The following is a 15,356-nucleotide window of genomic DNA, read 5'->3' on the forward strand; positions in this document are numbered from 1 at the left end:
TGCCGGTCACTACTCTCGTCCGCACCCAGTAAATCTGTACAGCACAAAGATCCGGGGTACTGCATCAGTTCTCCAGATGCCGACGCCACCACGGTGGCATCTGAAAAACTGATGCAGTGGCACGAAAAGATCCTGTTGACTGTTGTGGTCGCGCGGACCGACGATTCTGGCACTGCACGAACCGAACAGCGTGAGGAACCCACCGTGCGTGATCCGCGATACGACATCCTTTTCGAACCGGTCAAGATCGGACCGGTCACCGCCCGCAACAGATTCTTCCAAGTCCCGCACTGCAACGGCATGGGCTACCGCGACCCCTCCGGGGAGGCGTACATGCGGCGCGTCAAGGCCGAGGGCGGCTGGGCCGTCGTCTGCACCGAGCAGGTCGAGATCCACCCCACCTCGGACATCGGCCCGTTCATCGAACTGCGGCTGTGGGACGACCAGGACCTGCCTGCCCTGACCAGGATCTCCGAGAAGATTCACGAGGGCGGCTCCCTCGCAGGCATCGAGCTCGCCCACAACGGCCTGAACAGTCCCAACCTGATCAGCCGCGAGACCCCGCTCGGCCCGCAGAATCTGCCCGTCGTCTCCTGGAACTACGACCCCGTCCAAGCCAGGGCGATGACCAAGTCGGATATCGCCGACCTCCGGCACTGGCACAAGGAGGCGGTCCGCCGATCCCTGAAGGCCGAATACGACATCGTCTACGTCTACGCCGGGCACGCGATCGGCGGCTTGCACCACTTCCTGTCCCGCCGCTACAACAACCGGTCGGACGTGTACGGCGGCAGCCTGACCAACCGGGTTCGCCTGCTCCGCGAGATCCTCGAGGATTCGCGTGAGGTCGCCGACGGGAAGGCCGCCGTGGCGTGCCGCATCTCGGTCGACGAACTCCTCGGCGACGAAGGAATCACCCGCAGCGAGATCGAGGACGTGATCGGCCTGCTCGGCGAGATCCCCGATCTGTGGGACTTCGTGCTGGGCAGCTGGGAGGACGACTCCGTCACCTCGCGGTTCGGTCCCGAGGCGGAGCAGGAACCGTATGTCCGCGGGCTGAAGCAACTCACCACGAAACCCGTCGTCGGCGTCGGCCGCTTCACCTCGCCCGACACGATGCTGCACCAGGTCAAGAGCGGCATCCTGGACTTCATCGGGGCGGCCCGCCCCTCGATCGCCGACCCGTACCTTCCCCGCAAGATCGAGGAGGGGAACCTCGAGGACATCCGGGAGTGCATCGGTTGCAACATCTGCGTGTCCGGTGACTTCACGATGTCCCCGATCCGCTGCACCCAGAACCCGACGATGGGCGAGGAGTTCCGGCGCGGCTGGCACCCGGAGCGGATCAAGGTCCGCTCGACCGATTCGAACGTCCTCGTCGTCGGCGCCGGCCCCGCCGGACTCGAGGCGGCTCGCGCGCTCGGGCAACGCGGCTACCACGTCAGCCTCGCCGAGGCGAGCAGGCAACTCGGCGGCCGTGTGACCCGCGAGTCCAAGCTGCCCGGCCTGTCCGCGTGGATCCGCGTGGTCGACTACCGCGAACAGCAACTCCGCAAGCTCCCCGACGTCGACGTGTTCATGGAGAGCGAGATGACCGCGGACGACGTCATCGAGAACGACTTCCATCACGTGGTCGTCGCCACGGGCTCGCACTGGCGCCGCGACGGCGTCGGCCGGTGGCACACCCACGCCGTCCCCGTCGACGAGCACGCCGACGTCCTGACCCCCGACGACGTGATGGCGGGGCTCCGCCCCCGGGGCAACAAGGTCGTGCTCTTCGACGACGACCACTACTACCTAGGCGCGGTCGTCGCCGAACTCCTCGCGAAGGAGGGATTCGACGTCACCCTGATCACCCCGGCCGCGCACGTGTCGCAGTGGACGACGAACACCATGGAAGTGGTCCGAATCCGCAAGCGAATCATCAAGGCCGGCGTGCACGTTCAGGTGAACCGCGCCGTCACCGCGGTCACCCCCCAGGGCGTCCGCACCGTGTGCGCGTTCACCGGCGACGAGCAGTTCGTCGACGCCGACAGCGTCGTCCTCGTCACCGCCAGACTCCCGCAGGACGGGTTGTTCCACGAACTGCAGTCCCGCGAATCCGAATGGGCCGACGCCGACCTGCGCAGTGTCCGCGGCATCGGCGACGCCTGGGCGCCGTCCACCATCGCGGCGGCGGTCTGGTCCGGGCACCGGTACGCCGAGGAACTGGACGAACCACCCGCCCCGGGTCCGGTCGCCTTCCGACGCGAAGTCACCGGACTGTCCATCGAACCCGTCGAGAAATTCTCCGTCGCCCCGCTCGCCACCGCACAGAACTGAGGAACACCATGACCGCAGTGCACCCGATCCCGACCGACGCCCGGAACATCGCGGCGATGACACCCAGCGCCTACGTCACCGCGGACACGCTCCAGGCAGGCGATCCGAAGGAACACGAAATGGTCCACCTGAGCAGCGGGGACGAGAAGTTCACCATCGGCTCGTGGCGTGCGGAGCCGTATCGCGAGTACATCGAGTCGTACCCGGGCGACGAATACACCCGGGTGCTGGAGGGTTCGGTGACGTTGACAGCGGACGACGGCGTCGCACACACCTTCGGACCCGGCGACGCGTTCACCCTGACCAAGGGGTGGCGCGGCGAGTACCGCGTCGACGAGCCCCTGCTCAAACAGTTCGCCATCTATGTTCCCTGAGCGCACACCACCACTTTCGAGCCCGAGGGATGACGATGCCTGATCCGACCACACTCGCCGACTGGACCCGGCTCGCCGCGACGATCACGCTGCGCCGGGAGCTTTTCATCGACGGCGCGTTCCGTCCCGCCAAGTCGGACGAGACGTTCGACTCGATCAACCCGGCCACCGGTGAGCTGCTGGCACGGGTGGCGGCCGCCGACGCCCCGGACGTCGACGCCGCGGTACGGTCTGCGCGCGAGGCGTTCGACTCGGGCGTCTGGTCGCGGAGCCCGGCGTCCCACCGCAAGCGGGTCCTGCTCCGGCTCGCCGAGCTGATCCTCGAACACCGGCACGAGCTCGCCCTGCTCGACTCCCTCGACATGGGCAAGCTCGTGGTGGAGGCGCTGACCGTCGACGTCCCCTCGGCCGCCGAGCTTTTCACGTTCTACGCCGAGGCCCTCGACAAGATCGGCGGGGAGATCGCGCCCACCGATCCCGGGAGTCTCGCGCTCGTCTCCCGTGAACCCCTCGGGGTCGTCGGGGCGGTGGTCCCGTGGAACTTCCCCCTCGACCTCGCGGTGTGGAAACTGGCGCCGGCCCTCGCGGCCGGCAACAGTGTCGTCCTCAAACCCGCCGAGCAGGCTCCGCTGTCGGTGCTGCGGCTGGCCGAGCTCGCCGCCGAGGCGGGGCTGCCCGATGGCGTCCTGGGTGTCGTCCCGGGGCTCGGCGCCACCGCCGGGGCGGCGCTGGGCCTGCATCCCGACATCGACGTAGTCGCCTTCACCGGCTCGACCGAGACCGGGAAACGGTTCCTCCGGTATGCGGCGGACTCGAATCTGAAGCAGGTCTGGCTCGAATGCGGAGGCAAGAGTCCCAACCTGGTCTTCGCGGACGCCGACCTCGACGACGCGGTGGAGAAAGCCGTCTTCGGTGCGTTCTACAACCAGGGTGCGGTGTGCTCGGCCAACTCCCGGTTGCTGGTCGAGGAGTCGGTGGCCGAACAGGTGACCGAGGCCCTCGTCCGCCGGGCGTCGTCGATCCGCCCCGGCAATCCGCTCGATCCCGCCTCCACGCTGGGCGCGATCGTCGACGAGAACCACGCTCGCACCGTGGCGGGGTTCATCGACCGCGCCCGGTCCGACGGCCGGGTGTTGCTGGGCGGCAACAGGACCACCGTCGACGGCCGCGGATCGTTCGTCGAACCGACGATCTTCGCGGACCTCGCACCCACGGCCGAGGTGGTGACCCAGGAGGTGTTCGGACCCGTCCTCACCGTCCAGACGTTCACCGACGAGGCCGACGCCGTCCGGATGGGCAACGACAGCATCTACGGGCTGGCCGCCTCGGTGTGGACCGAGAACCTGAACCGGGCGCACCGCGTCTCCGCGGCACTGCGGGCGGGAACCGTCTCCGTCAACACCGTCGACGCCATCAGCGCGCAGACCCCGTTCGGCGGGTTCAAACAGTCCGGGTTCGGCCGTGACCTCTCCCTACACGCGTTGGACAAGTACACCGGACTGAAGACGACGTGGATCCGGCTACGACAGTGAGCTCCCGACCTCGCCGGGCGAATGTACCCGTCGGCGCTGCCGAGGCGCCCGAAGGTACATTCGCCCCGAAACAGCACTTCATGGCGATACTTCTACGATTTCGCCGATCACCGTACGCAGGCTCGATGCGAGGGACTGGGGGTCGGTGCTTCGCATCTATTCGGAGGGCATCGCCGGCGGGCCGGCCACTTTCGACACCGAGACCCCGACGCGGTCGGAACTGGACGCGCGCTGGCTGGACGGCCACCGGTGGGTGGCCGAGGTGGACGGAACGGTCGCCGGGTGGGCGGCCCTGTCCCCCGTGTCCTCGCGGCGCGTCGGTGCTGGCCATGAACACCGGGTCCATCGCACTGCACCACGCGGTCGGCTACCGGACGGTCGGGGTGCGGCAACGCCTCGCGCAGATCGACGGCGTCTGGCACGACAGTGTGCTACTCGAGCGCCGCCGGGACACCTGACATTGCGACCACCCGGGGATACCGTGGAGGAATGCTCCCCGTCATCGATTTCGCCGAACTGGACACACCGGCCGGGCGGGAACGGCTGCGGGAGATCACCCATCACGTGGGGTTCTTCTACCTCGACGGGCACGGCGTCGACCGGGAGCTGCTCGATCGGGTATTCACCGTCGCCCGGGAGTTCTTCGCCCTGCCCGACGACTCCAAGCAGTCGATCGCGATGCTGAACAGCCCCCACTTCCGTGGCTACAATCGGGTGGGCGGTGAACTGACCAACGGCGAGACCGACTGGCGGGAACAGATCGACATCGGCCCCGAACGGCAACCGATCCCCGGCGCCGACGGCTACCTGAGACTGCAGGGTCCCAATCAATGGCCCGCGGACCTCCCCGACCTCGAGAAGACGATCGAGGCCCTGGACGCCGCGCTCACCGACGTCGGGATGCGGCTCCTGCGGCACTGGGCCGCGTCACTCGACGCCGATCCGGCGATCTTCGACGACGCCTTCGCGCACGCCCCCGCCACGCTGATCAAGGTCGTCCGCTACCCGGAACGGCCGAGCGCCGACCACACCGGCGAGCAGGGCGTCGGCGCCCACAAGGATTCGGGCGTACTGACGATGCTGCTCCTCGAACCCGGCTCGTCGGGACTCCAGGTCGAAACCGAGGACGGCGACTGGATCGACGCACCGGCCCGCGCCGGCTCGTTCGTGGTCAACATCGGCGAACTGCTCGAGGTCGCGACCGGCGGGTACCTCAGGGCCACCCGGCACCGGGTGCTCACCCCGGCCGGTGCGCCCGAGCGACTGTCGGTGCCGTACTTCCTCAATCCCGCTCTCGACGCCACGGTCCCGACCATCGAGCTGCCGCCGCACCTGGCCGAACGTGCCCGCGGCATCGAACTCGACCCGGCGAATCCGCTCTATCGCACGTACGGCGAGAACGCGTGGAAGAGCCGGACCCGCGCGCACCCCGACGTCTACGCCCGCTGGTATCCCGGCGAGGCGGAACCGGAGTAAACGCGCGCCGCCGCCGGGAGTATTGTTCCCGCAGTGTTGTTCCTGACCTCTCGGCGCTACGTCGACCTCCGCCTGCAGGCGAGCGCAATCTGTCCGCGCTCGCGCTGACGCACCTCTCCACTCAGGACTCTCTCTCGCCGTATCCGCCCCACCGGGCGACGTTCCACGGCCCCATGCGAAAGGCACACCCATGCCCAGTCCCGCGCTGTCCACGCGCGCCGAGAACACCTCTCGACGCCGGCTACCCCAGTGGGCCACCTCGTTCGGCCCCCAGATCGTCACCGGACTCGTCGTCGGCGTCATCCTCGGACTCGTCGCCCGCGCCATGCCCGTCGCCGCCGACGGCAACGAGAACTGGCTCGTCGGAACCGTCCACACCATCGGCTCCAGCTACGTGAAACTGCTTACCGTCGCGGTGATCCCGTTGGTGTTCACCGCCATCGTCAGTTCGATCGCCAACCTGCGCGAGGTGGCCAACGCCGCGCGCCTCGCCGTGCAGACGCTGCTGTGGTTCGCGATCACCGCGTTCATCGCCGTCGTCATCGGAATCGTCATCGGACTCGTCACCCAGCCCGGATCGCACACGACCGTCACCGGCGCCGGCAAGGAACCGGCCACCACCGGGTCGTGGTGGGCGTTCGTCACCGGCCTCGTACCCAGCAACTTCCTCGGCCTGAACGCCAAGACCACCCTCACCGAGGGCGCCGCCAGCACGTCGCTGAGTTTCAACGTGCTGCAGCTGCTCGTCGTCGCGGCCGCGATCGGCATCGCCGCACTGAAGGTCGGGGCAAAGGCCGAACCGTTCCTGCAGTTCAACGCGTCACTCCTCGCGATCGTGCAGAAGGTGCTGTGGTGGATCATCCGCCTCGCACCGATCGGGACCGCTGCGCTGATCGCGAACGCCGTCGCCACCTACGGCTGGGACGCCATCGGCTCGCTCGGCTGGTTCACCGCCGCCGTCTACATCGGCCTGGCCGTCGTGTTCCTCGTCGTCTACCCCGTCCTGATCCGCGCGCATGGACTGTCGGTGCGCGCCTTCTACTCCGGCGTCTGGCCCGCGACGCAGCTCGGCTTCGTGTCCCGTTCGTCGATCGGCACCCTGCCCCTCACCGAGCGGGTCACCGAACGCAATCTCGGTGTCCCCCGCGAGTACGCGTCGTTCGCGGTGCCGCTCGGGTCGACCACCAAGATGGACGGCTGCGCTGCCATCTATCCCGCGATCGCCGCGATCTTCGTCGCCGAGTTCTACGGTGTGCCTTTGTCGTTCACCGACTACCTGCTGATCATCGTCGTCTCCGTGATCGGATCCGCGGCCACCGCGGGCACCACCGGCGCGACGGTCATGCTCACGCTCACGCTGTCGACGCTGGGACTGCCCCTCGCCGGGGTGGGCCTGCTGCTCGCCGTCGAACCGATCGTCGACATGGGCCGCACCGCGGTCAACGTCACCGGCCAGGCTCTCGTCCCGACGATCGTCGCGAAGCGGGAAGGCATCCTCGACGAAGCCCGCTACAACGCCGAACGGACCGGCGACCCGTTCCAGGACGACGAACCGGTCGCAGCGAAGTAGCGAAACGCTCGACGAGAGCCTTCCCACGTGGAAGGCTCTCGTCATGGCCGACCTCGACGCGATCAAACGACGGATCGTCATGCAATTCCAGCGGCACGTCGCCAACCCGCTCTCCACGCGACTGTCGAGCCAGACGCTCCTCGAGACCACCGGCCGCGTCAGCGGACAGCCCCGCGTCACGCCCATCGGTGGCCGGCGACAGGGCACCGAATTCTGGCTGGTGTCCGAGTTCGGTGAGCGGTCGAATTACATCCGCAACATCCGCGCGAACAATGCCGTTCGCCTGCGGATCCACGGCACGTGGCATACGGGCACCGCGACGCTGCTGCCCGACGACGACGCCCGCGCCCGGCTGGCGCAGCTTCCCCGGATGAACAGCGTCGCCGTCCGGGCCGTCGGCACCGACCTGCTGACCGTCCGCATCGATCTCACCGACTGAGATCAGGTCCCGCACACGCCCACGGAATAGTCGTCCGCACCCGCAAAAGCGTCGGCATCTGACCAATGTCCGTGCATCTACGAGCGGGGCCCAGCGGCCTGGCCAGGTGTGATGTTCGCAACTCGGCGTTCGGCTGCACGCCCGGCGCGGATTTGCTACCGCTCGTCGGCTGCGGATCGAGCTACTTGCTCTCGAGACTTAGCCTCGGCTAATCTGCGATTTCGCGCGGACCTGCGAAAGTTCCGCACCTCAGACAACGACGTCTGCCTCACCGGCGTATCGGTTCGGGGCCGGTTCTCTGCCGTGATCCTCTCGCCGACGCCACCCGTGCGCCCAGCACGGCCCCATATTCGGCGAGTATCGCGAGGAGACAGTCGGTTGAACACGAGTGCCACCGAGTCCGGCCTGTACGACAGGACGCTCGACAAGAGCAGCTGCGGCGTGGGCTTCATCACCCGCAAGGACGGCATTCAGACCCATGACGTCCTCACCCGGGGCCATGAGGCCCTGTGTGCTGTTCCTCACCGTGGTGGCATGTCGGCCGAGGGTGTCGGCGACGGCGCCGGTGTCTGCGTCGACTTGTCGGTGCCGTTCTTCCGCACGCTGACCGGTCAGGACGATCTCGAGGCCGGCCGGTTCGGTGTCGGCAACTTCTTCCTCCCCACCGACGTGGCGTTCCACGGCGACGCGGAGGCCGTCATCGAGCGGGCTCTCGCCGATCAGGGTTTGCGGGTGCTGCTCGAGCGTGACGTGCCCGTCGACGCGACCGTGCTCCGGCCCGCCGCGATCCGGCACCAGCTGCCGATCCGGCAGTGGGTGTTCACCGCGCCCGACGCGTGCGCCGACGAGACCCAGTTCGACCGTCGCATCCACGACGCCCTGCTCGCGATCGAGGCCGTCGCGTACACCCAGCCGGATCTGGCCGGGCTGTACCCGCTGTCGCTCAGCGCCCGCACCCAGGTGCTCAAGGGCCGCCTCAACTCGAACGAGGTGATGCCCTACTTCCAGGACCTGGTGGACCCGGCGCATGCCATCCACACCCTGTACTTCCACACCCGGTTCTCGACGAATACCGACCCGCACCCGACGATGGCGCAGCCGTTCCGTCTGATGGCGCACAACGGCGAGCTCAACACGGACAAGAAGAACCGCCTGTCCGAGACGGCGCTCGCTCGCGCCCGTAACCGGGAGATCGTCCGCCCGCACGGCCAGTCCGACAGTTGCCGCCTGGACCAGACGCTGCAGAGCCGTGTCGTGGAGGACGGACTCGACCTGGTGACCGCGGTGGTGTCGATGATGCCGCCGGCGTGGGAGAACGACTCCACCCTGTCGCCCGAGGTGCGGGCGATGCTCGAGTACTTCTCGCTGTACGAGGAGAAGAACGACGGCCCGGCGGCGCTGATCTTCGGTGACGGCACCGTCGTCGGCGCCCGCCTCGACCGGCTCGGACTGCGTCCGCTGCGCTCGGTGGAGACGGACGAGTACCTGTGCGTCACGTCCGAGGCCGGGCAGATCGACTTCGACCCCGACACCGTCCTGCATCGCGGACGCATCGAGGCCGGTGGCATGCTGTACTTCGACCACCGCGAGGGCCGCTCGTACTCGACCGACGAGGCACTCGAGCTGCTCGCCTCCCGGAACGACTACCCGACGCTCGTCGCCGAGGCTCGCCGGACCATCGAGGCGCTGCCCGAGGTCGAGGCCGAGCCGGGACCGTTGCGCTACAACGGCGACCTCGAGCGCACCCAGCGCTACGTCGCGTACTCGCACAACCAGGAAAGCTTCAAGTTCATGATGGACCCGATGCTCGCGTCGGGTCAGGAGAAGATCTCCGCGATGGGCTACGGCAACGCCATCAACGCGCTCTCCGATCAGGAAGGCGGGGTGGCCAAGTACTTCTCGCAGCGTTTCGCTCAGGTCACGAACCCTTCGCTCGACAGCATCCGTGAGGCCGACGGCATGACGCTGCGCGTCGCGCTGGGCGCCAAGCCGAACAGCGGGGCGCGGTCGGCGCCGCAGATCGTGGTGCCGTCGCCGATCCTCACCCACATGGACATGCTGCGGATCCGCAAGCAGTCCGAGACGCCGGTGCAGCGATTCCCGATGCTGTACACCCCCGTCCACGGTGACTCCGCCGCCAACGCGGCCGCACTCGAGGCCGCGGTCGACGGGCTCTGCGACGAGGTGGAGGCGTTCGCCCGCGAGCAGGGCGGCATCGCGATCGTCACCGACCGTCACGTAGCCACCGACCGCGCCGCGCTGCCGATGATCGTGGCGATCTCCGCCGTCAACCAGCGGCTGATCGAGGAGGGCCTGCGCCTGCGGGTGTCCGTCGTCGCCGAGAGCGGTCAGATCTCGTCGTCGCACCACGTGGCCGCTGCCCTCGGTTTCGGCGCCGCCGCGATCTACCCGCTCGCCGTCCGTCTGCGCGCCGAGGAGAAGTTCGCCGACGAGGCGGATGTGGCGTTCAAGCGGTTCGCGAAGGCCGCTGAGAAGTCGCTGATGAAGACGATGGGCCGGGTCGGCCTGTGCACCGCCGAAAGCTACATCGGCGGCGAGTTCTTCGAACCCAACTACCTCGACACCGACGACCGGGTGCTGCGCCGCTACTTCGCGAACGTGAAGACGCCGGTGGGTGGCGTCGGGTTCACCGTCATCGCGCAAGCTGTCGCCGACTGGCACCAGCGCGCCCTGACGGTCACCGGGGAGAAGGACGTCCCGCTTCTCGGCCTGTTCAAGGAGCGCGCGGAGGGCGCGGGTCACTCGTACGGCACGGCGGCCGTGCGCGGCTTCGTCGACCTCACCGAGGAGCCCATCTCGTTCGACACGGCGGGCACGCAGGACCACACGGAATCGCTGCGACTGCTGCCGCTGAACCGGCTCGAGGACGCGTTCGGTCTCGACGACGACGCCTACCGCAACGCCGGCTTCCAGAAGCTGACCCCCGAGGCGATCGACCGCTTCGAGATCACCCCCGGCTACCGCGCCTTCGCGCGGACCATGGCGGAGGAGCGCACCCGTCGTCCCGCAGCGCTGCGGGACGTGCTGGATCTGCCTGCCGACGTCACGTTCCTCACCACGGCAGCCGAGTTCCGCAAGCAGATGGGCCGCTTCTCCCGCAAGGGCAACAACAGCTTCGCGGTGCGCGGACTCGAATCCGAGGCCGTCGGCGAGGACCGGTTCCGGCTCCGGCTCACCGGCCCCCACGCGGGCGAGGCCCGCGTGCTGGCGGCGCTCGGCGAATCGCTGGCGATGCGGTTCGGCGACGACCTCCGCGAGCACAGCGTGGACGGCGACGCTCTTGTCGTGCGCACGTCGGGTGAGGCGCTGCGATGTCTGTCGCTGCTGCGCACCGCTCCGGCGAGCCTGCCGATCGAGAAGGTGCAGAAGGCCAGCGACATCACCCCGTTCCTCACGTCCGGCGCCATGAGCCACGGCGCGTTGAACTCCAACGCGCACGAGGCCGTCGCGCACGGCACCAACATGGCCGGCGGCATGTCGAACAGCGGTGAGGGCGGCGAGCACATCTCCCGCTACGGCACCATCCGCGGTTCCAAGATCAAGCAGTTCGCGTCCGGCCGCTTCGGTGTGTGGGCCGGGTACCTGGCCGACCCGATGCTCGAGGAACTCGAGATCAAGATCGCGCAGGGCGCCAAGCCCGGCGAGGGCGGGCAGCTGCCCGCACCCAAGGTGACCGTCGAGATCGCGGCCGCGCGTGGCGGCACCCCCGGTGTCGAACTCGTTTCTCCCCCACCGCATCACGACACGTACTCCATCGAGGACCTCGCGCAGCTGATCCACGACTGCAAGGCGGCGCGGGTCCGCGTCATCGTCAAGCTCGTGTCCTCGGAGGGCATCGGCACCATCGCGGTGGGTGTCGCGAAGGCCGGCGCCGACGTCATCAACGTGGCGGGCAACACCGGCGGCACCGGTGCCGCCGCGGTGACCAGCCTCAAGTACGCCGGACGTTCGGCGGAGATCGGCGTCGCCGAGGTCCATCAAGCGTTGTGCGCCAACGGGTTGCGGCAGAAGGTGCTGCTGCGGTGTTCCGGCGCGCACCAGACGGCGAGCGACGTGGTGAAGTCGGCGCTGCTCGGCGCCGACAGCTTCGAGTTCGGCACCACCGCGCTGATGATGCTCAAGTGCGTCATGGCCAAGAACTGCAACGTCAAGTGCCCGGCCGGTCTGACCACCAATCCCGAGCTGTTCGACGGTGATCCGCGGGCGATGGCGCAGTACCTGCTGAACATCGCGCACGAGACCCGCGAGGTGCTGGCCGAGCTGGGAATGTCCTCGCTGCGCGAGGCCCGGGGCCGCTCGGATCTGCTGCAGCTCCTCGACCACCCGTCGAGCGTCGGCCAGCTCGACCTGCGCGCGATGCTCGCCGTGGTCGAGGAAGTGACCATCGGCGATCCGGTGTACCTGGAGAAGGACTACACCCTCGACGACGGCTGGCTCGTGCAGCTGCGCGCCGCGCTGATCGAGCAGGGCGAGGCCACGATCGAGCTCGGCGACGGAGTGCACCTGAGCAATCGCAACAAGAGCGTCGGCGCCCAGCTGGCAGTCGACATCGAGCGGATGCTGAACCACGAGCTCACCGATGTCGAGCTGCCCGCCGTGCTCCGCGACGAGCGCGGCCGCGGCTACCTCCGCGAGGGCAGCGTCCGGATCGCCACGTCCGGGTCCGCGGGCCTGTCGTACGGTGCGTTCTGCAACGACGGCATGACCCTCGTCCACACCGGCACCGCCAACGACGGCGTCGGCAAGGGCGCCAACGGTGGCAGCATCGTCGTGCGCTCGCCCGGTGGCGGCTCCGACCTGCACGGCGGCAACGTGCTGATCGGCAACTTCGCACTGTTCGGCGCCACCGGTGGGCGCACGTTCGTCGAGGGCCAGGCGGGTGACCGTTTCGCCGTCCGCAATTCGGGTGCCACCGCGGTGGTCGAGGGCGTCGGCGACTTCGCCTGCGAGTACATGACCAACGGCGCCGTCCTCAACCTCGGCGGCTTCGGCAAGGGCGTCGGCAACGGCATGAGCGGTGGCTTCGTCTACCAGTACGACCCCGAGGGCAAGCTGCCCGGCAAGGCCAGCGCGGACTCGATCCTGCTCGGCTCCATCACCGGCGACGACGAGCACGCGGCGCTGCACCGTCAGGCCGTGCACGTGCTGCTCGGGTGGCACCTCGAGGCCACCGGCTCCGCCAAAGCGGCATGGTTGCTCGAGAACTGGGAGACCGAACAGCACCACTTCGTGTACGGCATGCCGCGCGCGCTGCTGCAGTACCAGGACAGCGACGAGATCCTGAACGCCAAGCCCCGCAAGGACCTGGCCGACGAACTCGCCGCCGCGCTGGTCGCGCACCAGGTGCGCAAGTTCAAGCTGGACTACCGGGACGGTCACGCGGTGTTGGACGGCGCCGTGCCCGGCTACGGCGACGCCGACACCGACACCGAGGCCATGTTCGCGCTGCTGAACAACTACACCGTGCTGAACGCGGCGCAGGAGATGGCGCTGTCCAAGCTGCCGGGTGTCGCGGATCCGTCCGATCCGGCGGTCGACAAGGCCGTCCGCAACCTGCTGCTCACCGAGGACTTCTTCCTCGTGCAGCGGTTGCAGCGGTACGCGCGGGAAGCGTTGAAGGACTACAACGACGAGGACCTGGCCGTGATGGTGGCGGCCAAGCGTCTCGCCGACTACAAGGATGCGCTGCGCCGCCGCAACGTGCGGTCCATCGACGCCCCCGGCACGTACGGCTGGATCCTGCACCAGGATGCGAAGAACGTCGACAAGATCGGCCGGCTGCCCGGTTTCGAGGAGCTGTTCGCGCAGCACGCTCTCCCCGATCTGATCCCCACGAGAGACGTGGTCCCCTCATGAAGATGCCCTACATCCCCCAGGACGCCCCGTTCAGCGAGGACCAGCGCGTCTGGCTCACCGGCTTCCTCGCCGGCATGAGCTCGCGTCTGGTCGTCGGCGGCTCCGACGCGCCCGCCGCGGCGGGCGGTGGGCAGTTGCCCGCCATGCACGTGCTGTACGGCAGCCAGACCGGGAACGCCGAGGGTGTCGCGGAGGACGCTGCGGCCGCGGCACGTTCACAGGGCTTCGCGCCGGTCGTGAGCGCCCTCGACGACGTCGACACGGACGCCCTCGCCGCCATGCACCGCGTCCTCGTCGTCACCTCCACCTACGGTGAGGGTGAGATGCCGGACAACGCCGAGCTGTTCTGGCAGGCACTGTCCGCGGAGACGGCGCCACGACTGGAGAACACCGACTTCGCCGTGCTCGCGCTCGGCGACACCGGCTACGACGGGTACTGCCAGGCCGGCAAGATGATCGACACCCGGCTCGAGCAGCTCGGTGCCCGCCGCGTCACTCCGCGCGTCGACTGCGACGTCGACTACGAGGACGCGGCCGCCGCGTGGGTCGCCGAGACCCTCCCCCTGTTCGCGGCCGTCGAGGGCATTCGCGGCGAGTCCCCCGTCGCCGATGTCGCCGAGCCCGAGACGAAGCCGGCCCGCAAGCGGTCGCAGTGGAACCGCAAGAACCCCTACGCGTCCACGCTCTCCGTGAACCGTCGGCTGTCGAGCGACACGTCCGCGAAGGAGATCCGGCACTACGAGTTCGCGCTCGCCGACAGCGGTCTCGAGTACGAGGCCGGTGACGCGCTCGGTGTGATGCCGATCAACGATCCCGCGCTCGTCGACGCTCTGGTGTCCCGGCTGGGCATCCCGGCGGATGCCGCTGTCACCGGCAAGGAGCGGCCGTTCAGCGATCTCCTGCTGCACGGCTACGAGATCTCCACGCCGAGCCACGAATTCATCGACGAGATCGAGAAGCGGGCCGGCGACGAAGAACTGAGCCACGTGCTGCGGCACGGCGACAAGGAAGCCCTCGACGCCTGGTTGTGGGGCAAGGACGTGCTCGACCTGCTGCTCCTCGAACCGTCGGTGACCCTGACCGCGGACGAGTTCGTCGGGCTGCTGAAGCCGTTGCAGCACAGGGCGTATTCCATCTCGTCCAGCCCGCTCGCCAACCCCGGCAGCGTGCACCTGACCGTCGCCAGCGTCCGCCACAGCTCGGCCGGACGCGACCGCGGCGGCGTGTGCTCCACGTTCCTCGCCGATCGGATCGCCGACGGCGGCAGCGGCGGGATCTTCGTGTCGAAGAACAAGTCGTTCCGCGTCCCCGCGAACGACGACGCACCGATGATCATGGTCGGCCCCGGCACCGGCATCGCGCCGTTCCGCGCGTTCCTGCAGGAACGGCAGGCGCGGGGCGCGTCGGGACGCAACTGGCTGTTCTTCGGCGACCAGCACCGCGCGTCGGACTACATCTACGAGGACGAGATTGCCGCGATGAGCGACAGCGGTCTCCTCACCCGCCTCGACCTCGCCTTCTCCCGCGACCAGGCGGAGAAGATCTACGTGCAGAACCGGATGGTCGAGAACGGCGCGGAGTTGTTCGCCTGGCTCGAGGACGGCGGCCACTTCTACGTCTGTGGCGACGCCACGCGGATGGCGAAGGATGTCGACCGGGCCCTGCACGAGGTCATCGCCACCCATGGCACCCTTTCCCCCGAGCAGGCCGCCGACTACGTGACCACGCTCAAGAAGGAAAAGCGCTACCTGCGCGACGTGTACTGA

General features: G+C 68.4%; 9 protein-coding genes. All 9 read left to right on the forward strand.

Going from position 1 to position 15,356, the window contains the following annotated elements:
* The first annotated feature begins 204 nt into the window (after window positions 1–204).
* The 9 genes from G9373_RS04610 to G9373_RS04650 all read left to right on the forward strand — a co-directional run bounded on the left by G9373_RS04610 (window position 205) and on the right by G9373_RS04650 (window position 15,356).
* Window positions 205–2,322, forward strand: a complete 2,118-nt coding sequence (locus G9373_RS04610) for an FAD-dependent oxidoreductase (protein ID WP_054247913.1) — start codon at window positions 205–207, stop codon at window positions 2,320–2,322.
* A gap of 8 nt (window positions 2,323–2,330) precedes the next feature.
* On the forward strand, window positions 2,331–2,696 hold the full coding sequence (locus tag G9373_RS04615) for a cupin domain-containing protein (RefSeq protein ID WP_005571269.1): 366 nt from the start codon (window positions 2,331–2,333) through the stop codon (window positions 2,694–2,696).
* 35 nt (window positions 2,697–2,731) lie between these two features.
* The gene (locus G9373_RS04620) at window positions 2,732–4,228 is read left to right on the forward strand and encodes an aldehyde dehydrogenase (protein WP_206031574.1); all 1,497 of its coding nucleotides are present in this window, start codon (window positions 2,732–2,734) and stop codon (window positions 4,226–4,228) included.
* A 329-nt stretch (window positions 4,229–4,557) separates the two neighbouring features.
* Window positions 4,558–4,686 (forward strand): hypothetical protein, encoded by a 129-nt coding sequence (locus G9373_RS47600; RefSeq protein ID WP_257237506.1) that lies wholly within the window; start codon window positions 4,558–4,560, stop codon window positions 4,684–4,686.
* 31 nt (window positions 4,687–4,717) lie between these two features.
* Window positions 4,718–5,704: a 2-oxoglutarate and iron-dependent oxygenase domain-containing protein gene (locus tag G9373_RS04630; RefSeq protein WP_005571264.1), complete on the forward strand. Its 987-nt coding sequence runs from the start codon at window positions 4,718–4,720 to the stop codon at window positions 5,702–5,704.
* A gap of 190 nt (window positions 5,705–5,894) precedes the next feature.
* Complete coding sequence (locus G9373_RS04635) at window positions 5,895–7,274, forward strand: dicarboxylate/amino acid:cation symporter (RefSeq protein WP_167114092.1); 1,380 nt, start codon at window positions 5,895–5,897, stop codon at window positions 7,272–7,274.
* Between the two features lie 43 nt (window positions 7,275–7,317).
* Window positions 7,318–7,713, forward strand: a complete 396-nt coding sequence (locus tag G9373_RS04640; RefSeq protein WP_007300419.1) for a nitroreductase/quinone reductase family protein — start codon at window positions 7,318–7,320, stop codon at window positions 7,711–7,713.
* A 378-nt stretch (window positions 7,714–8,091) separates the two neighbouring features.
* The gene (locus tag G9373_RS04645; RefSeq protein ID WP_167114096.1) at window positions 8,092–13,590 is read left to right on the forward strand and encodes a glutamate synthase-related protein; all 5,499 of its coding nucleotides are present in this window, start codon (window positions 8,092–8,094) and stop codon (window positions 13,588–13,590) included.
* Complete coding sequence (locus G9373_RS04650; RefSeq protein ID WP_054247910.1) at window positions 13,587–15,356, forward strand: sulfite reductase subunit alpha; 1,770 nt, start codon at window positions 13,587–13,589, stop codon at window positions 15,354–15,356. Before G9373_RS04645 ends, G9373_RS04650 begins: the two co-directional genes overlap by 4 nt.

The organism is Rhodococcus sp. A14, assembly GCF_011603105.1.
GTDB classification, from domain to species: Bacteria; Actinomycetota; Actinomycetes; order Mycobacteriales; family Mycobacteriaceae; genus Rhodococcus_F; species Rhodococcus_F opacus.

Coding starts and splice junctions, on each gene's coding strand:
- G9373_RS04615 (WP_005571269.1), top strand. CDS start 2,331: ATGACCGCAGTGCACCCGATCCCGACCGACGCCCGGAACATCGCGGCG.
- G9373_RS04620 (WP_206031574.1), top strand. CDS start 2,732: ATGCCTGATCCGACCACACTCGCCGACTGGACCCGGCTCGCCGCGACG.
- G9373_RS47600 (WP_257237506.1), top strand. CDS start 4,558: ATGAACACCGGGTCCATCGCACTGCACCACGCGGTCGGCTACCGGACG.
- G9373_RS04630 (WP_005571264.1), top strand. CDS start 4,718: ATGCTCCCCGTCATCGATTTCGCCGAACTGGACACACCGGCCGGGCGG.
- G9373_RS04635 (WP_167114092.1), top strand. CDS start 5,895: ATGCCCAGTCCCGCGCTGTCCACGCGCGCCGAGAACACCTCTCGACGC.
- G9373_RS04640 (WP_007300419.1), top strand. CDS start 7,318: ATGGCCGACCTCGACGCGATCAAACGACGGATCGTCATGCAATTCCAG.
- G9373_RS04650 (WP_054247910.1), top strand. CDS start 13,587: ATGAAGATGCCCTACATCCCCCAGGACGCCCCGTTCAGCGAGGACCAG.